Here is a 17867-nt window from a genome sequence, read left to right on the forward strand (position 1 = left end):
CCTCATTGCATAACAGGGCAAAGAGGAACGAAGGGCAGGCGTTGCCGCGGAGCGGGTCCGTTGCGCGCGCCGTCGACCTTCGCCCCCGCGGGCGAGCTGGATGAATCCGCGGACAGGCCGACGCCGCGCCGGCGGGGGCGCGGTGCCGGGGGCTCCCCGCGGAGCACCCAGGTCGTACGAAGCGCGCCATTGCGAATGGCTGGCTTCGGCCAGGGCAGGTCTTCGGGCTCGTGGACGTGGCTCGCGCCGCCTACTGTTCGTCGCTTCCCGGGCCGGGGCCCAGTGCTGATGACGAAGGTCGTTTCCACACACCGCTGCGGGGCAGCGCCGGATTCAAACCGGCTTCCCTTTTAATTTCATCTCTTCATAAAGATGAAAAGATGAAAACCTCGGCCGGCGAACGATAGCCGTACGGCTGGCGCCGGTCAAATGGGCGGATGGACGTCCTTATGGGGTGCCGGCGGACGGCGTATGGGCGTGGATGAAATCCAGCACGTCGGCCAGGGTGGGGGCGTCGTGGCGCAACGGCCGCGACAAGGCGAACACCAGAGCGTTGTGGCTGACGCCCGGATACAGGCGCAGGGTGGCCGCGTCGTGTTCGCGCTGCAGTGCCTTGGCGAATGACACGGCGTTGGCGGGATCGACTTCGTGATCGGCCTCGCCCTGCAACAGCAGCATCGGCGGCTCCTGCTGGCTGACGAAACGCACCGGCTGGGCGCGCGCCTGGGACGCGGCGTCGTGGCCGAACATGCCGAGCATGTCGTGTTCGCTGGCCGGAATCGGCATGAAGTCGTAGCAGCCGGCCAGGCCGATAAAGCCGGCCATATCGGCAGGATGCAGCCCGTAGGGGGCGAGCCAGGATGGATCGGTAAGCAGCAGCGCACCGATCTGGCCGCCGGCCGAATGCCCCATCACGAAGATCCCGTCGGCAGCGCCGCCGATCTCGGCCGCATGCTGGTGCACCCAGGCCACGGCCTTGGCTGCATCCTGCATAAAGCCATCCATCTTCACCTGCGGGTATTTGCGGTAGTCGGGGATCACCGTCACCACACCGTGAGCGGCGAGCGTATCGCCGACGAAGCGATACCAGGCGCGTTCGCCGTGCGTCCAGCTGCCGCCGTAGAAGAACACCACGATGGGTGCGTGCTCGGCATGTTGCGGCCGATAGATATCCAGCTTCAGTCCGTGCTGCGCATCGAACACCACGCTGGGCGGCACCGTCACGCCGGCCCGATGATTGGTGGCATTGAGGCCGGCGAACAGCGCGGCGCGGCAGCCGCCGAGCAAGCACACGATGGCCAGCAGGGCGATGCGCAAGCAGGGCGCATGCCGATGCGATAAGCGAAGCGTCATGGTGGAGGGAGGCTCGGATGCAAGGCGCGATGATGCCCGCATTCGCAGCGCAAGGGCTTGCGGGCGCTACGCCGCCAGCGACCACGCGCTATGCAGCGCGTCGAAATAGTGGCGGGTCAGGCGCAATTGCTCGTGCGCGTTTTCGGCGCGATTGACCACATCGCGAAAAGCCGCGTTTTCCGGCCGGTCTTTCGCATACCAGCCCAGATGCTTGCGCGCGATCCGCACGCCGGCCTGCTCGCCGTAGAAGGCGTACAGATGTTCCAGATGGCCGCTGAGGATGGCGCAGACATCGGCCGGCGACGGCTCCGGCAACTGTTCGCCGGTCGCCAGATAGTGGGCGATTTCGCGGAAAATCCACGGCCGCCCCTGCGCGCCGCGGCCGATCATCACCGCATCGGCGCCGGTCACCTGCAGCACGTGCCGAGCCTGCTGCGGCGTGGTGACATCACCGTTGGCCAGCACCGGAATGCGCGCCGCCGCTTTTACCGCGGCAATGGTTTCGTATTCGGCCACGCCTTGGTATTTATCGGCGCGGGTGCGGCCGTGTACAGCCAGCGCTGCGATACCGTTGTCTTCGGCGATGCGGGCGATACGCAGCGCGTTCTTGTGCTGGCGGTCCCAGCCGGTGCGAATCTTCAGCGTTACCGGAACGTCCACCGCATCCACCACCGCCTTGACGATGCGCGCCACCAGCGGCTCGTCCTGCAGCAGCGCAGAACCGGACCACACGTTGCACACCTTCTTGGCCGGGCAGCCCATATTGATATCGACGATCTGCGCGCCGTTGGCCACGTTGAAGCGCGCGGCCTCGGCCAGCATCGCCGGGTCGTAGCCGGCGATCTGCACGCTGACCGGCTCGGGCTCGCCCTCGTGATCCATGCGCTTGAGCGATTTGCGCGTCTGCCACAGGCGCGGGTCGGAGGCGGTCATCTCGGACACGGCCAGCCCGGCGCCCAGCCGCTTGCACAGCAGGCGGAACGGCTTGTCGGTGACGCCGGCCATGGGGGCCAGCACCACCGGCGGGTCGATGCGGTAGGGTCCGATTTGCATCCGGGCATTTTACCCGGGATCCGGCCGGGACTCAGTGCGCGGGCAGCTTCTGCAGGGCCTCGGGCTGGTGCTTGTGGCGGAACAGGAACAGGAACAGCACCGCCACCACCAGCGAATAGCCGGCGAAGGTGATCCAGATGCCGTGCCAGTCCAGCACATGGTCCGGGCTGGTGAAGTAGCGGTCGATGATCACGCCGCTGAGCGAGCTGCCCAGCACGGCGCCGATGCCATTGGTCATCAGCATGAACAGGCCCTGGGCACTGGCGCGGATGGCCGGATCGCTCTGGCCTTCCACGAACAGCGAGCCGGAGATGTTGAAGAAATCGAAGGCCATGCCGTAGACGATGCACGACAGCACGATCATCCACAGCCCCGGGCCGGGATTGCCGAAGGCGAACAGGCCGAAGCGCAGGGTCCAGGCCAGCATGCTGATCAGCATCACCGTCTTGATGCCGAAGCGCTTCAGGAAGAACGGAATCGCCAGGATGAACAGCGTTTCGGAGACCTGCGAAATCGACATGATGATGGCCGGGTAGCGCACTGCCACCAGGTCCTTGTACGCCGGCACATGCTCGAAATCGTGCAGGAAGGTATCGCCGTAGGCGTTGGTCAGCTGCAGCGCAGCACCCAACAGCATCGCAAAGATAAAGAACACCGCCATCTTGCCGCGCTTGAACAGCGCAAACGAGGTCAGCCCCAGCGCGTCCAGCCAGGAACGGTGATCCTGGCCGCGCAGCCGCGGCGGGCAGGGCGGCAGGGTGAAGGCGTACACACCCAGCACCAGCGCGGCGATGCCGGCGACGTAGAACTGGCCGGTGGTGGTTTCCAGATGCAGCAGGCTCACCACCCACATCGCCACGATAAAGCCCACCGTGCCCCATACGCGAATCGGCGGATACACGCGCACCACGTCCACGCCATCCTGCTTGAGTGCGTTGTAGGCCACCGTGATCGACAGCGAGATGGTGGGCATGTAGCACATCATGTTGAGCAGCATCACCCAGAACAGGGTTTGCGGGTTGTCGATCCGCGGCACGATGCACAGCACGCCGGCGCCCAGGATGTGCAGGGTGCCGTAAAGGCGCTCGGCGCGGATCCATTTGTCGGCAATCACGCCGGTGATCGAAGGCATGAACAGCGAGGCGATGCCCATGGTCGAGAAGATCGCGCCGAACTGGGAGCCCGACCAATGCCGGTTCTGGAACCAGTACGCGCCGATGGTGATCAGCCACGCACCCCAGACGTAGTACTGCAGAAAGTTCATCGCGATGAGTCGCAACTTCAGGCTCATGGACCGGATTTTCCCCGTGTGTGGCCGGGACAATCCCTGGGCCGAAATCCTTGTCAGCCTAGAGGAAGCGGCGTGTAGGGGGCAAGGCGCGGTGCGACGTAAGCGTGTGCCGCGGACCGCGGCCGCGGCTACACTGCACGCCTGTTCCCCGGAGCCCGTCCATGAGCCTGTTCATCACCATTGCGATCGTGCAGATCATCGCCCTGATGACGCCGGGGCCGGACTTCTTCTTTGTCTCGCAGACGGCGGTAAGCCGCTCCCGCCACGAGGCCATGGCCGGCGTGGCCGGCATCACCCTGGGCGTGGCGATGTGGGCGGCGCTGGCGCTGCTGGGGCTGCAGCTGCTGCTGCAGAAGCTGGTCTGGGTGCAGCACCTGATTGCGATCGCCGGCGGCCTGTATCTGTGCTGGATGGGCGTGAAGATGCTGCGCGGTGCGCTGGCCAAGCCGAAGCCGGACCAGGTGGCGGAGCCAGTGCAGGTATTCGTCGGCGCCTGGCGCTCGATGCGCAATGGGCTGTTCACCAATCTGGCCAATCCGAAAGTGGTGATCTATTTCGGCAGCATCTTTTCCGCTTTTGTCGGCACCGGCGTCAGCGCCGGTGCGCGCTGGGGACTGTGGGCGATGGTGGTGGCGGAGACCTTTTTGTGGTTCTCGTTCGTCGCCGGCTGCTTTGCCTTGCCGGTGATGCGCCGCGGCTATCTGCGCATCAGCCGCTGGATCGATGGCTGCGCCGGTGCGGTGTTCATGCTGTTCGGCCTGCATCTGATTTATTCGTCGCGCGCAGCGTAAGCATTTCCCGCACCACGCAGCCCCACGCAGCTTGGGGTAGGTTGGGTTAGCGTAGCGTAACCCAACGATCTATCTTCGAAGCGACATCGTTGGGTTACGCTGCGCTAACCCAACCTACGTCCGCAGCACCTTCTGCACTTCGCGCCGCAATACCGGCACCAGTTCCGCCTCAAACCACGGATTGCGCTTCACCCACAACTGGTTGCGCGGACTCGGATGCGGCAGCGGCAACACGCCTTGCGCCAGATGAGTGCGCCACGCCAATACCGTATCGGTAAGCGTCTTGCCGCCGCGCGCGCCGAGCATGCCGGCCTGCGCGTATTGCCCGATCGCCAGCGTCAGCTGCACGTGCTTGAGCAGCGGCAGCAGGCGCGGATGCCAGGCCGGCGCGCATTCGGGTCGCGGCGGCAGGTCGCCGCCTTTGCCGGTACCGGGAAAACAAAAGCCCATTGGCACAATGGCAATGCGTTGCGCGTCGTAAAAGGTGTCGCGATCGATGCCCAGCCAGCCGCGCAGGCGATCGCCGCTGACATCGTCAAAGGGAATGCCGCTGGCGTGCACTTTGCGCCCGGGGGCCTGGCTCACGATCAGCAGACGCGACGAAGCGCTGGCCTGCAGCACCGGCCGCGGTCCTGCGGCCAGCTGCGCGGCACACAGCCGGCAGGCGCGGATTTCCGCCAACAGCGAGGTCAGTGCGTTGGGGCTCACGGCAGCAATTTGCCCGGATTGAGGATGCCATCGGGATCGAACGCCGCCTTGACGTTGCGCATCAGCGTCAGCGTGCTCGGCGCCAGCGCCAGCGGCATGAATTCGCGTTTGACCAGACCGATGCCGTGTTCGCCCGACAGCGTGCCCTGCAAGGAAATCACCAGCGCGAATACTTCGGCCAGGCAAGCATGCGCGCGCTCGCGTTCGGCCTCATCGCGTGGCAACAAGTTGACATGCAAGTTGCCGTTGCCGGCGTGGCCGAAGGTGACGATCAGTACGTCGTGCTTGCGCGACAACGCGCGGATGCCGGCTACCAGTTCGGGCAAATGGCTGACCGGCACGACGACGTCTTCGTTGATCTTGTTCGGCGAGATAGTGCGTTGCGCCGGCGAAAGCGCCTTGCGTGCAGACCATAGCGCCTGCGTTTCCTCGGTGGTCTCCGCGACGCGCAGTTCTTCCAGTCCATCGCCGCGAGCGGCGCGTGCGACAGCTTCCACCGCCGAGGGCAAGGTGTCCGGTTCGCCGTCGACTTCGATCATCAGCATCGCACCCGCCAGCGGCACGCTGTCGCCGCCGTGATCGTGGGCGAGCTTCAGCGCGACATCGTCGATAAATTCCAGCGCGCATGGCGTCACCGGCTGCGCCATGATGCGCGCCACGGCGTGCGCAGCGCTGTTCACATCGCGATACATCGCACGCAAGGTGCGCAGGCCGGTGGGTTTTGGCGTCAGTTTGAGGGTGGCTTCGGTGATCAGCGCGAGCGTGCCTTCGGATCCGATCAACAGGCGGGTAAGGTCGTAGCCGGTGGCGCCCTTGCTGGTATAGGTGCCGCAGCGAAAGCCCTCGCCGGTGCCGGCAACGGCGCGCAGGCCGAGCGTGTTTTCGCGCGGACTGCCGTATTTCACGGTGCGCGGTCCGGCTGAATTGCAGGCCAGATTGCCGCCGATGCTGCACCAGGGCGACGAGGTGGGATCGGGCGGCCAGAAGAAGCCGTGTGGGGCCAAGGCGCGTTGCAGATCGCCATTCAATACGCCAGGTTCGACGATCGCGAACCGGTTGTCCGGATCGATGCGCAGAATGCGGTTCATGCGCTCGAAGCTCACCACCACGCCGCCGTCGACCGGCACCGTGGCGCCGGTGGTATTGGTGCCGCGGCCGCGGGCGATCACCGGTATGCGATGGCTGCGGCAGGCCTGCACCAGCGTTTCGATCTGCGCGTGCTCGCGGGCGAATACCACCGCATCCGGCAGCGCGTTGCGACGCGAATTGTCGTAGGCGTAGGCGAGGCGTTCGGCTTCGGCAGTGGAAACGTCGGCACCAAAGCTGGTGTGCAAGGTCTCGAGCAGGGCGGCAGGCAGGGTCATCCGCGCAGTATCCCACCGCGGCGGATGCTTCGTCAGGCGGCGTCGAAGGCGCCCTGCAGCCAGTTCATCTGTGCGTCGCCGACGGGGCCGTCGTAGCTGACCACGTCGAAACGGCAGGGGCGCTGCGCATGCTGCGGATGAGCGGCCAGCCATAGCTGCGCGGTCTGCACCAGCCGGCTCTGTTTGCTGCGGGTGATCGACGCGACTGCATCGCCGAAACCGCCGCGCACGCGGTGGCGCACTTCCACAAACACCACGGTATCGCCGTGCCGCATCACCAGATCCAGCTCGCCGTAGCGCGTGCTGTAGTTGCGCGCGAGCAGCTTCAATCCGGCGCGTTCGAGTTCAGCGCAGGCACGCTGCTCGAACGCGGCGCCCGCCGCGCGCATCAGCCGTTGGCCGGTGCCGGGGCAGGTGCGCTGCTGGCCGGTGCGGGCGCACTGCCAGCCGGCGCGGGGCCGCCCGGCGCGTTGTCCATTTGCAGGCTGCCGTTGATCGGGCGCGCCACGCCGTCCTGGAACTTCAGCCAGGCGAGCACGCGATTGATGCGTCCAAACGTATCGGCGGCGAGCTGGCCGCTGGCGCCGGGCAGATAGCTGCCGGGATGGCTGCGCAGCCAGTCGAGGTAGGGCACCAAATTCCATGCATCCATGCCGAACGCGAACAGCTGCGCGGTGCCGGCGCGCGCGGCCGGCAATTGGGTGGCGACATCCTGATAGCTGGGCAGGCCGGTCTGCGCGTCGAACAGCCAGGGCGCATCGCAGAATTCCACGCCTTCCAGATCGCGATCCGCGGTGGGGTTGTCGCTGCCGCCATAGACATGCGAAGTAGCGAATACCGGTAGCGTGATGCGCGCTACGCGCAGCTGCGGCAACAACAGCCGCGCCTGCTCGGGACGCATGCTGATGAAGATGCCGGCATCGGTGCCGGCGCTGCCGGCATTCAATGCGCTGATGGCGTCGCCATAATTCACATTGCTGGCCGCGATCTGCGAATTGCCTACGATCTGGCCGCCCTTGGCGGCGAATTCGGCCTTGAATGACGCGGACGCGCGCTTGGCGAAATCGTCGCTGGAAATCACCACGTAAGCGCTGTGAATGCCGCGCTCGGCCATATGGTCGGCGGCTTGCGCGCCTTCGTCTTCCGGCATCAGCGCAAATTCGCTGGCGGTGCCGGGCGGCACGTTCTTGCCATCCGAATGATTGAGTGCAAGCACCGGCACCGGCAGCGCGGATTGGCCGAGCACGCCCATCACTTCGCTGCGCGTCAGCGGCCCGACCACCAACTTCGCGCCGTCGCTGACCGCCTGGTTATAGGCCTTGATCGCGCTGGCCGCATTGCCGCCGCTGTCGTAGACGCGCACCGCGGCGCGCGGTGCGTGGGTGTCGCTGTCCTGGTAGTAGGCCGCAAAGAAACCTTCGCGTATCGCCGCGGCCGCGGCCATCAGTCCGTCGCTGTTGGGCAGCAGCAGCGCGACTTGCACCGGCATCTTGTAGCCCTCGCGCACGCTGGCGCCGCTGCCGGGCACCAGGGTGCCGACAGCCTGAGTGAGGTTGGGTTGCAGCTGCGCCACGGCGACGCCGAGCCGGCCCAGTGCTTCATTGATCCACGGCAGCATCGGATCGTCCGGCTGCATGGCGGCGGCGCGCTGCTTGAGCGGATCGGCGCCCAGCTTGGCCAGCAAGGCCACCGCCTGGTCGCGGTTTTGCGAACGGTCGGCGCCTTGCAGCAGGCCGTCCATGCTGATGCGCGTGCGCGCGGCGCTCCACAGGTCGCCATTCTCGGCCTGCGCATCGGCGCGCAGCGTGAGCAGGCGCGGCTGCAGACTGGGCGGTACGTCCATGTCGTGCTGCGTGGTCAGGCGCAGTGCCGTGGCGGGATCGCGTTGGCGCAGCGCGATCTCGGCACGCAGCAGGTCCAGGCGCGCCGGTTCGTCATCGCTCAGTTCCCTGCGCTGGATGCCGGCCACGATCGGCGCGGCACGATCCATCGCGTTTTCCTGCCGGTACGCTTCGGCCGCCAGCAGGTTGTAATGATCGGCGCTGCCCGGGGTTTGCGCGGCCAGGGCCAGATAAGCCTGCGCGGCCCGGTCGAACTGGCCCTGCTTGGCCAGGTTGTCGGCGTTCTGCGCGGCGGCGATTTCGGCCGGGGAGCGTGGCACGACTGACGGCACGCAGCCGCTCAGCACCAGCGAAACCAGCAGTCCTGACAGGGCAAGACGACCAAGGCGCATGAACTTCCTCATTCTTAGCGAACTGGGGGGCAATTGGGCGATCATAGCCGATCGTATCGTTGCGACGCCGCATACAGGACTCCACCATGACTTCAGATCAGGCCGGCTGCCTATGGGTGGTGGCGACGCCGATAGGGCATCGCGACGATATCTCTGCACGTGCCATCGAAACCTTGCGCAGCGTCACTGTGATTGCGGCGGAAGATACGCGGCACAGCCGCCCGATGCTGATCCAGCACAACATCGCCACGCCCTTGATCGCGCTGCATGAGCACAATGAACGCGAAGCGGTGGCAGCCATCGTGCGCCGTCTGCAGCAGGGTGAATCGGTGGCATTGATTTCCGATGCCGGCACGCCGCTGATCAGCGATCCCGGTTTTCGGCTGGTGCGTGCGGCGCGCGAAGCGGGCATTCGCTGTGTGCCGGTGCCTGGCGCCTGCGCGGCCATCGCCGCGCTTTCGGTGGCCGGGCTGCCCAGCGATCGTTTCGTGTTCGAAGGTTTTCTGCCGCCGAAATCGGCGGCGCGGCGCAGCCGTCTGGAAGAGCTTGCCGGCGATCCGCGTACCGTGATCTTTTACGAGTCCTCGCATCGCGTGGCCGAGAGCCTGGCCGATATGCGCGATGTATTCGGCGCCGAACGCGAAGCGGTGCTGGCGCGCGAACTCACCAAGATGTTCGAAACCGTGCTGGGCGAACCGCTGCAGCAACTGGCGGCGCGGGTGGCCGCAGATCCGAATCAGCAGCGCGGCGAATGCGTGATCCTGGTCGCCGGGCGCGGCGAAGAAGCCGACGCCAAATTGGCCGAAGGGCAGCGCGTGTTCGCCATCCTGCGCGAAGAACTGCCGCCCGCAAAAGCGGCCAAGCTCGCCGCCGCGATCAGCGGCGCGCCACGCAAGCTGCTGTATGGCGATAAAGGCGAAGGTTGACGTGCATGCGCTGTTGGGGCGCGCAAGCCGGCTATAATGGCGTGCGGAGTCGGCCGGACAGTCGCGTCGCGCGCAAGCGCATCGAGGAAAGTCCGGGCTCCATAGGGCAGGGTGCCAGGTAACGCCTGGGCAGCGCGAGCTGACGGCCAGTGCAACAGAAAGCAAACCGCCGATGGCCCGCAAGGGCACAGGTAAGGGTGAAACGGTGCGGTAAGAGCGCACCGCACGCGGGGACAACGTCGCGTGGCACGGTAAACCCCACCCGGAGCAAGACCGAATAGGGGAACGATAACGCGGCCCGCGTTGTTCCCGGGTAGGTTGCTGGAGCCAGGCGGTGACGCCTGGCCGAGATGAATGACTGTCGCGCCGCAAGGCGTACAGAACCCGGCTTACAGGCCGGCTCCGCCTCTCTCTTCTGCCAGGCATCGCCGGGTGTCGGCCTCGGATCAGTCCGATCGCCGCCCCGGCGCCCTGTTTGAACAGCTGTTCATGCGAGGCTGCCGGCGCGGCCTTGGCATGCTTAGCTGGGGAGTGCCTTTCTGAGCAAAAAATCCCCAGCGATCAAGCACCTCTGCGCGCTTCCTAGAAACTGCTGGAATTTCTGCCAGAGTCTCGCCTTTCTCTTTGATTCACAAGCAAAAATTTCTTGACAGTCTCAGGGGGCGAGACTATCGTGGGTCCCTGTGTGAAATCGTGGAATTTCGTGGGGTTCATTGGGTCGTGTTCCAGGGCGAAACCGCCATCACTGTGGATGACAAGGGCCGGCTGGCTATTCCGACTGCGTATCGGGAGCTGGTGACGGAGGCCTGCGCCAATCGGCTGGTGATCACCTACAACCCGTTCGAGTCGGGCTGCCTCTGGCTGTTCCCGCACGCCGAATGGGAGCGGGTGCGCGATCAGGTGAACGCGCTGCCGAACGTCAAGGCGGTACATCGCGCCTTGCAAATGAAGCTGGTCGGTGCGGCCGCGTTGGTCGAGCCGGACAGTGCGGGGCGCGTGCTGTTGCCGGCCAGCCAGCGTGCGGCGGCCGGGATCGAGAAAAAGGCGGTTCTGCTGGGCATGGGCAACAAGTTCGAGCTGTGGAGCGAACAGGCCCACCTGGCCAAGATCCGCCAGACCATCGGCGAAGACGAGATCAGCGACGACATGACGGACCTGCGGCTCTGACCGGTGACGGTCACCGCGGGAAGAATTCGAACAAGAGCGGGAGTGCGGCATGGCCGAGCAACTTTTGCGGCACATCCCGGTGATGCTGAATGAAGCGGTGGAGGGTCTCGCCGTGCGAGCGGGCGGGCGTTATCTCGATGGCACCTTTGGTCGCGGCGGTCACGCTCGCGCCGTGTTGTCGCGCCTGGGCCCTGATGGCCGCCTGCTGCTGATGGATCGCGATCCGCAGGCGATTGCCACCGCCCAACAGGAATTCGCCGGCGATCCGCGCGTGTCGATCCGCCATGCCAATTTCTCCACCCTGGCCGAATGGGAAGAAACCGCGGCGGGTCTCGACGGCGTGCTGCTGGATCTGGGCGTGTCCTCGCCGCAGCTGGATGAAGCTGCGCGCGGTTTCAGCTTTATGGCAGATGCGCCGCTCGACATGCGCATGGATCCGACCCAGGGCGAAAGCGCCGCCGATTTCCTCGCCCGTGCCGAAGAACGCGAGATCGCCGAGGTGCTGTGGGTGTTCGGCGAAGAACGCTTCAGCCGCAAAATTGCGCGCGCCATCGTCGAGCGCCGCGGCGAAACACCGATCGCCCGCACCGGCGAACTGGCCGCGCTGATCGAACGCGTAGTGGGCCGCCGCGAACCGGGCAAGCATCCGGCCACGCGCAGCTTCCAGGCCTTGCGCATTCGCGTGAACGGCGAGCTGGATGCGCTGCAGCGCGGTCTCGATGCGGCAATGTCGCGGCTCAATGTGGGCGGGCGCCTGTCGGTGATCAGCTTCCACTCGCTGGAAGATCGCGCCGTGAAGTTGTTTATCCGCGACCACTCCGGCCGCGTGCAGGGCAGCCGCCGCGGTCCGCCGGTAGTGGCGGCGCCGGCGCGCCTGGCTGCCGTGGGCAAGGCGCAATTTCCCTCCGACGCCGAGCAGGCTGCCAATCCGCGCGCCCGTTCGGCGGTGCTGCGCGTGGCGGAAAAATTGCCGCAGGGAGGGCAGCCATGCGCGTGATCGGCGTGCTCTCTCTGTTGATACTGCTGCTGGCCGTGATGGCGAGCGCGATCGCAGTAGTGTGGACGCGCCACCAGAGCCGTTCGCTGTTTGTGCAGCTGACCCAGCTGCAGGCGCAGCGCGACGCCCTGAATATCGAATACGGCCAGCTCGAACTGGAACAGGCCACCTGGGCCGAGCCGCGCCGCATCGACGATGAAGCGCGGACCAAGCTCGGCATGCTGTCGCCGCGTCCGCAGGATGTGCAACTGGTGCGGCAGCCATGAACCGCCATCAGCGCCCCATCGCCAAGCCGGCAGCCCGCCGCCAGGGCGCGACGCTCAGCACGCGCCGGCGCATGGTGCTGGTGCTGGGCATCCTCGGCCTGGCCTCGGCCGGCCTGATGGCGCGCGCGTTCGATCTGCAGGTGGTGCGCAAGCAGTTCTACCAGGACCAGGGCGATGCGCGCTTCCTGCGCGTGGTGCCGATTGCGGTATCGCGCGGCACCATTTTCGATCGCAATGGAGAGCCGCTGGCAGTGTCCACGCCGATGGTGTCGATCACCGCGGTGCCGTCGGAAGTGCTGGAAAACGCCGACCGCATTCCTGCGCTTGCGCAGGCGCTGGGCACCACGCCGGACGATCTGAAGTCGTATCTGGAGCAGCGCTCGGATCGCGAATTCGCCTATCTGCGCCGGCAGATGAGTCCCGACATGGCGCAAGGCGTGCTGGCGCTGGGCGTGCCCGGCGTCAACGGCCAGCGCGAATACAAGCGCTACTACCCGTCCGGCGAAGTCACCGCGCATGTGCTGGGCTTCACCAATATCGACGACCACGGCCAGGAAGGGCTGGAGCTGGCGTTCGACAGCTGGCTGTCGGGCAAGCAGGGCGCCAAGCGGGTGATCCGCGACCGCATGGGCCACGTGGTGGAAGACGTGGAGCAGGTGCGTGCGCCGCAGCCGGGCCAGAACCTCACGCTCAGCATCGACCGCCGCATCCAGTTCCTGGCCTATAGCGAACTGAAGAAGCAGCTGGACGACGTCAACGCCGATTCGGGCGAGATGGTGATTCTCGACGTGCGCACCGGCGAGATCCTGGCGATGGTCAGCCTGCCGACCTACAACCCGAATGCGGTGACCGGGTCGAACGGTGGGGCACGCCGCAATCGCGCATTGACCGACGTGGTCGAGCCGGGCTCGACCATGAAGCCGTTTACGCTCGCGGCCGGCTTGTCCAGCGGCAAGTACACGCCGACGTCGCCGATGGTCGACACCGGCAATGGCCATTGGATGTTCTATGGCCACGATATCCGCGACGACGATCCGAACGGCATGCTCACGCCCACCGGCGTGCTGACCAAGTCGTCCAACATCGGCGCGGCGAAGATCTCGCTGTCGCTGGACACACAATATGTATACGACGCCTACAAGGCGTTCGGCTTCGGCGAAAGCACCGGCAGCGGCTTCCCGGGCGAATCGTCCGGTTTCCTCAAGGTGGGCAAGACCTGGCGTCCGCTGGAAAAGGCGACGATGGCGTTCGGCTACGGCATGAACGTCACGCCGCTGCAGCTGGCCACCGCCTACGCCACCCTGGCCGACGACGGCGTGATGCATCCGCCCACCTTCATCAAGGATGGCGACAACCCCGGCAAGCAGATCGTCTCGGCGCAGATTGCGCGCGAGCTGGTGACCATGCTGGAGACCGTCACCGCGCCGGGTGGCACCGCCACGCGCGCGCAGATCGCGAACTACAGCGTGGCTGGCAAGACCGGTACCGCGCATCTTGCCGCGGCCGGCGGCTACGCCAAGAACAACTACAACTCGCTGTTCGCCGGCATCGTGCCCGCCACCGATCCGCGGCTGGTGGCGGTGGTGGTGATCAACAATCCCAAAAACGGCTATTTCGGCGGCGCCGTTTCCGCGCCGGTGTTCCAGCGCGTGATGGACGGTGCGCTGCGCCTGCTGGATGTACCGCCCGACAATATCGGCCGCTGGTATGTCGGCGGCCCGATGCAGTCCGGCGGCGGCCTGGCCGGTGCCGCGCCAACCCAGAACAACAAGGACGACGCTTCCTCCCAGGAGGTAGTCGAGCCATGAACACCCAGCGTCTCGACCATCTGCTGCAAGGTATCGCGGAGACCTCGGCCATCGGGCCGATTGTCGTTTCCGGACTTGCGCTGGATTCGCGCCAGGTACGCAGTGGGGATGCATTCTTCGCGCTGCACGGCACGCGTGGGCATGGCATCGAATTCGTCAGCGGCGCGGTGCAGCGTGGCGCCAGCGTAGTGCTGGCCGAAGCGCCGTCGCGGGTGCTCGACGACCTCGGCGTGCCGGTGCTGTGGATCGACAGCCTGCACAGCTTTGTGGGTGAAATTGCATCGCGCTTTTTTGGTCGTCCGTCCGAGGCAATGCGGGTGATCGGCGTAACCGGCACCAACGGCAAGACCTCCACCGTGCAGCTGCTGGCGCAGGCGCTGGAAAAGCTGGGTCATCGCGCCGCCACCATCGGCACGCTCGGCGCCGGCCTGCATGGCCAGCTGCGCGAAGGCGAGCGCACGACGCCGGATGCGATTGCAGTGCAGCGGTTGATGGCCGAGTTTCGCCGCGACGGCGCCACGCACGTGGCGATGGAAGTGTCCTCGCACGCGCTGGAGCAGGGCCGGGTGGCGGCGATGGATTTCGACGTGGCCGCGTTTACCAACCTCACCCGCGACCATCTGGATTATCACGGCAGCATGCAGGCCTATGGCGCGGCCAAGGCCAAGCTATTCGCGTGGCCGACGCTGGACGCCGCGGTGATCAACACCGACGACGCCTTTGGCAGCGAGCTGGCCGGCAAGCTGGCGCCGGGCGTACGCAAGCTCACGCTCAGCAGCAGCGGCGATAAGCATGCCGATATCGTCGCCGACGACATCGTCACCTCGGCCGAAGGCGTGCTGTTCGCGCTGCGCACGCCGTGGGGCGAGCGCCCGATTCGCAGCCGCCTGCTGGGGCGCTTCAATGTGGCGAACCTGTTGACGGTGGTGGGTTGCGTCGGCGCATTGGGCGAATCGTTCGAGCGCATCGCCGATGTGGTCGAATCGCTGGAGCCGATCAACGGCCGCATGAATCGCCTGGGCGGCCTGCACGGACTGCCGCTGGTGGTGGTCGATTACGCCCATACGCCGGATGCGCTGGAGCAGGCCTTGAACGCTTTGCGCGCGCACTGCGCCGCGCGCCTGATCTGCGTGTTCGGCTGCGGCGGCGAGCGCGATCCGGGCAAGCGTCCGCAGATGGGTGACATTGCGGAGCGGCTGGCCGACGTGGTCATCGTCACCGACGACAACCCGCGCGGCGAAGACGGCGACGCGATCGTGGCGCAGATTCTGGCCGGCATGCAGCGACCTCAGGCAGCCACTGCGCAGCGCGACCGCGCCGTGGCGATCCGCACTGCGCTGCAGCTGGCGCAGGCGGGCGACGTCATATTGATTGCAGGCAAAGGCCACGAAACCTATCAGGAGGGCGCGGGCGGCAAGCGTGCGTTTGACGATATGGCGGTAGCACAAGCCATTCTGGAGGGACACGCATGATGCGGCTCAGTGCCATCGCGATGTGGACACACGGCCATTTGCTCGGCAGCGATACCGACATTGCCACCGTGCAGATCGACTCGCGCAAGATCAAGCCGGGCGACCTGTTTGCCGCCTTCAAGGGCGAGCGCGTCGACGGCCACGATTATCTTGCCGATGCGAAAGCGCGCGGCGCCGCGGCGGCGCTGGTCGAGCGCCGCGTCGACAGCGATCTGCCGCAGGTGCAGGTCGATAACGTGGAACTGGCACTGGGCGACCTGGCCAGCGCGGTGCGCGCTCAGCGCAATGCCCGCGTGATCGGCATTACCGGTTCCAACGGCAAGACCACGGTGAAGACGCTCACCGCGTCGATTCTGTCGCGCCACGGCCGCACCCACTTCAATGCCGGCAGTTTCAACAACGAGATCGGTCTGCCGCTGACCTTGCTGTGGATGCCCGAAGACACCGAATACGCGGTGCTGGAAATGGGCGCCGGCAAACCGGGCGACATTGACTATCTCGCCGCCATCGCACGGCCAGATATCGGCCTCGTCAATCTCATCGCGCCCGCGCATCTTGAGCGGATGGGTACCGTGGAAATGGTCGCCGAAACCAAGGGCGCGGTTTATCGCGCGCTGCCGGCCGACGGCGTGGCCATCATCAATGCCGACGATGCGTTCGCCAGCTTCTTTGCCGGCCTGGCCGGCGGCCGCAAGCTGCTGCGCTTCGGCCTGGATCACAAGGCGGATATCGGCGCGGACATCCTCGAGCAGCGCGTAGACGGCTCGCACTTCGTGTTGAGCACGCCGCACGGCGATGCCGATGTGCAGCTGCCGCTGCCCGGCCGCCACAACATTGCCAATGCGCTGGCGGCGAGTGCGATTGCGCTGGCGCTGGATGTGCCGCTGGACACCATCGTCGAAGGGCTGGAGCAAGCCACGGCGGTGGAAGGGCGCCTCAAGCGCATCGCCATGCCGGATGGCTGGACCCTGATCGACGACAGCTACAACGCCAACCCCAGCTCCATGCATGCCGCGATCGACACGCTCGCGCTGGCCGATGGCGAACGCTGGCTGGTGATCGGCGACATGGCGGAACTGGGCGCCGATGCACGCGCGCTGCACGCCGGTGTCGGGCGCCACGCGCGCGAGCGCGGTATCCAGAAATTGTTCGCGGTGGGGCCGTTGAGCGCCGCTGCGGTGGAAGCGTTCGGGGCCGGCGCCCGGCATTTTGCCGACAAGGCGTCGCTGATCGATGCACTGCATGCGCAACTGCAGGCCGGCGTTACCTGCCTGGTCAAAGGCTCGCATTCGGCAGGCATGGAACACGTCGTGACTGCGCTCAAGAGCGGACAGTCGAAGGAGGGCGCGCCCCATGCTGCTTGAACTGGCGGACTGGATGGCTCGGCATTTCACCGCCCTGCATCTTTTTCAATACATCACCTTCCGCACCATCATGGCGGCGCTGACCTCGATGGCGATGTCGCTGCTGTGCGGGCCGGCCCTGATCCGCAAGCTTGCCGCGCTGAAGGCGGGGCAGGTGGTGCGCAAGGACGGTCCGCAGACGCATCTGTCCAAGGCCGGCACGCCGACCATGGGCGGGGTGATGATCCTGCTGTCGGTAGCGGTCGCCACCTTGCTGTGGGCCGACCTGGACAACCGCTATGTCTGGCTGGTGCTGGCGGTGATGGTGTGCTTTGGCGCGATCGGCTTCTACGACGATTACCGCAAGCTGGTGCTGAAGGACAGCCGCGGGCTGGCCTCGCGCTGGAAGTATTTCTGGCAGTCGGTGTTCGGTCTGGCGGCGGCATGGTTCCTCTACCACACCGCGGTCAATCCGGCCGAAACGGCGCTGTTCGTGCCGCTGTTCAAACACGTGGAGATCCCGCTGGGCGTGTTCTTCATCGTGATCACCTATTTCATGATCGTGGGTTTCTCCAACGCGGTGAATCTCACCGACGGCCTGGATGGCCTGGCGATCATGCCGACCGTGCTGGTCTCGGGCGCGCTCGGCGTATTCGCGTATCTGGCCGGCAACAAGGTGTTCTCCGAATACCTCGGCATTCCGGCGATTCCGGGCGCGGGCGAACTGGCAGTGTTCTGCGGCGCGATGTCCGGCGCGGGCCTGGGCTTCCTGTGGTTCAACACCTATCCCGCGCAGGTATTCATGGGTGACGTGGGCGCGCTGGCGATCGGCGCCGCGCTGGCGGCGATCGCGGTGATCGTGCGGCAGGAAATCGTGCTGCTGATCATGGGCGGCGTGTTCGTGATGGAAACGGTGTCGGTGATGCTGCAGGTAGCCAGCTTCAAGATGACCGGCAAGCGCATTTTCCGCATGGCGCCGATCCATCACCACTTCGAATTGAAAGGCTGGCCCGAGCCTCGGGTGATCGTGCGGTTCTGGATCATCAGCGTAGTGCTGGTGTTGATTGGTCTGGCTACCTTGAAGGTGCGCTGAGA

At 65.9% G+C, this 17867-nt stretch carries 16 protein-coding genes, 1 other RNA gene and 1 riboswitch; of the genes, 10 read left to right on the forward strand and 7 right to left on the reverse strand.

Features of this window, described 5'->3' with window-relative positions:
* Positions 1-196: 196 nt before the first annotated feature.
* A riboswitch (cobalamin riboswitch) is annotated at positions 197-407 on the reverse strand.
* 40 nt (positions 408-447) lie between these two features.
* From IGX34_RS13250 to IGX34_RS13260, 3 genes are all read right to left on the reverse strand, one after another.
* Positions 448-1317 carry an alpha/beta hydrolase gene (locus IGX34_RS13250; protein WP_225737454.1) on the reverse strand — a complete coding sequence of 290 codons (870 nt, stop codon included), beginning with the start codon at positions 1315-1317 and terminating at the stop codon, positions 448-450.
* Between the two features lie 102 nt (positions 1318-1419).
* A complete protein-coding gene (gene dusB, locus IGX34_RS13255; protein WP_192556205.1) occupies positions 1420-2406 on the reverse strand; it encodes a tRNA dihydrouridine synthase DusB in 987 nt (328 codons plus the stop codon).
* A gap of 31 nt (positions 2407-2437) precedes the next feature.
* Positions 2438-3697, reverse strand: a complete 1260-nt coding sequence (locus IGX34_RS13260) for a nucleoside permease (protein ID WP_192556206.1) — start codon at positions 3695-3697, stop codon at positions 2438-2440.
* A 161-nt stretch (positions 3698-3858) separates the two neighbouring features.
* Between IGX34_RS13260 and rhtC the strand changes: the two genes are divergently transcribed.
* Positions 3859-4488: a threonine export protein RhtC gene (rhtC, locus tag IGX34_RS13265; RefSeq protein WP_192556207.1), complete on the forward strand. Its 630-nt coding sequence runs from the start codon at positions 3859-3861 to the stop codon at positions 4486-4488.
* A gap of 114 nt (positions 4489-4602) precedes the next feature.
* Here rhtC and IGX34_RS13270 read toward each other — a convergent pair whose 3' ends face one another.
* From IGX34_RS13270 to IGX34_RS13285, 4 genes are read right to left on the reverse strand one after another with little or no spacing between them, the layout of a single operon-like run.
* Positions 4603-5196 carry a uracil-DNA glycosylase family protein gene (locus tag IGX34_RS13270; RefSeq protein WP_338015471.1) on the reverse strand — a complete coding sequence of 198 codons (594 nt, stop codon included), beginning with the start codon at positions 5194-5196 and terminating at the stop codon, positions 4603-4605.
* Positions 5193-6560: an FAD-binding oxidoreductase gene (locus IGX34_RS13275; protein ID WP_192556208.1), complete on the reverse strand. Its 1368-nt coding sequence runs from the start codon at positions 6558-6560 to the stop codon at positions 5193-5195. Before IGX34_RS13275 ends, IGX34_RS13270 begins: the two co-directional genes overlap by 4 nt.
* Before the next feature lie 32 nt (positions 6561-6592).
* A complete protein-coding gene (locus IGX34_RS13280) occupies positions 6593-6949 on the reverse strand; it encodes a YraN family protein (RefSeq protein ID WP_192556209.1) in 357 nt (118 codons plus the stop codon).
* The gene (locus IGX34_RS13285) at positions 6949-8793 is read right to left on the reverse strand and encodes a penicillin-binding protein activator (protein WP_192556210.1); all 1845 of its coding nucleotides are present in this window, start codon (positions 8791-8793) and stop codon (positions 6949-6951) included. The genes IGX34_RS13280 and IGX34_RS13285 overlap by 1 nt, the downstream gene beginning before the upstream one ends.
* A gap of 86 nt (positions 8794-8879) precedes the next feature.
* Here IGX34_RS13285 and rsmI point away from each other — a divergent pair, with 86 nt between their 5' ends.
* The 9 genes from rsmI to mraY all read left to right on the forward strand — a co-directional run bounded on the left by rsmI (position 8880) and on the right by mraY (position 17865).
* A complete protein-coding gene (rsmI, locus tag IGX34_RS13290) occupies positions 8880-9719 on the forward strand; it encodes a 16S rRNA (cytidine(1402)-2'-O)-methyltransferase (protein ID WP_192556211.1) in 840 nt (279 codons plus the stop codon).
* Between the two features lie 45 nt (positions 9720-9764).
* Positions 9765-10127: RNase P RNA component class A (gene rnpB / locus IGX34_RS13295), an RNA gene on the forward strand.
* Positions 10128-10439: 312 nt separating this feature from the next.
* Positions 10440-10886, forward strand: a complete 447-nt coding sequence (mraZ, locus tag IGX34_RS13300; protein WP_192556212.1) for a division/cell wall cluster transcriptional repressor MraZ — start codon at positions 10440-10442, stop codon at positions 10884-10886.
* Between the two features lie 49 nt (positions 10887-10935).
* Entirely contained in the window at positions 10936-11883 is a 948-nt protein-coding gene (rsmH, locus tag IGX34_RS13305; RefSeq protein ID WP_192556213.1) for a 16S rRNA (cytosine(1402)-N(4))-methyltransferase RsmH, read from the forward strand.
* Positions 11874-12149: a cell division protein FtsL gene (gene ftsL / locus IGX34_RS13310; RefSeq protein WP_192556214.1), complete on the forward strand. Its 276-nt coding sequence runs from the start codon at positions 11874-11876 to the stop codon at positions 12147-12149. The genes rsmH and ftsL overlap by 10 nt, the downstream gene beginning before the upstream one ends.
* A complete protein-coding gene (locus IGX34_RS13315) occupies positions 12146-13957 on the forward strand; it encodes a peptidoglycan D,D-transpeptidase FtsI family protein (RefSeq protein WP_192556215.1) in 1812 nt (603 codons plus the stop codon). Before ftsL ends, IGX34_RS13315 begins: the two co-directional genes overlap by 4 nt.
* The gene (locus tag IGX34_RS13320; RefSeq protein WP_192556216.1) at positions 13954-15429 is read left to right on the forward strand and encodes a UDP-N-acetylmuramoyl-L-alanyl-D-glutamate--2,6-diaminopimelate ligase; all 1476 of its coding nucleotides are present in this window, start codon (positions 13954-13956) and stop codon (positions 15427-15429) included. The genes IGX34_RS13315 and IGX34_RS13320 overlap by 4 nt, the downstream gene beginning before the upstream one ends.
* Positions 15426-16793 carry a UDP-N-acetylmuramoyl-tripeptide--D-alanyl-D-alanine ligase gene (locus tag IGX34_RS13325; protein WP_192556217.1) on the forward strand — a complete coding sequence of 456 codons (1368 nt, stop codon included), beginning with the start codon at positions 15426-15428 and terminating at the stop codon, positions 16791-16793. Before IGX34_RS13320 ends, IGX34_RS13325 begins: the two co-directional genes overlap by 4 nt.
* Positions 16783-17865, forward strand: coding sequence for a phospho-N-acetylmuramoyl-pentapeptide-transferase (gene mraY / locus IGX34_RS13330; protein WP_192556218.1), 1083 nt, complete (start codon positions 16783-16785; stop codon positions 17863-17865). Before IGX34_RS13325 ends, mraY begins: the two co-directional genes overlap by 11 nt.
* Positions 17866-17867: the final 2 nt, after the last annotated feature.

Source organism: Dyella acidiphila (assembly GCF_014863405.1).
GTDB lineage: Bacteria > Pseudomonadota > Gammaproteobacteria > Xanthomonadales > Rhodanobacteraceae > Dyella_B > Dyella_B acidiphila.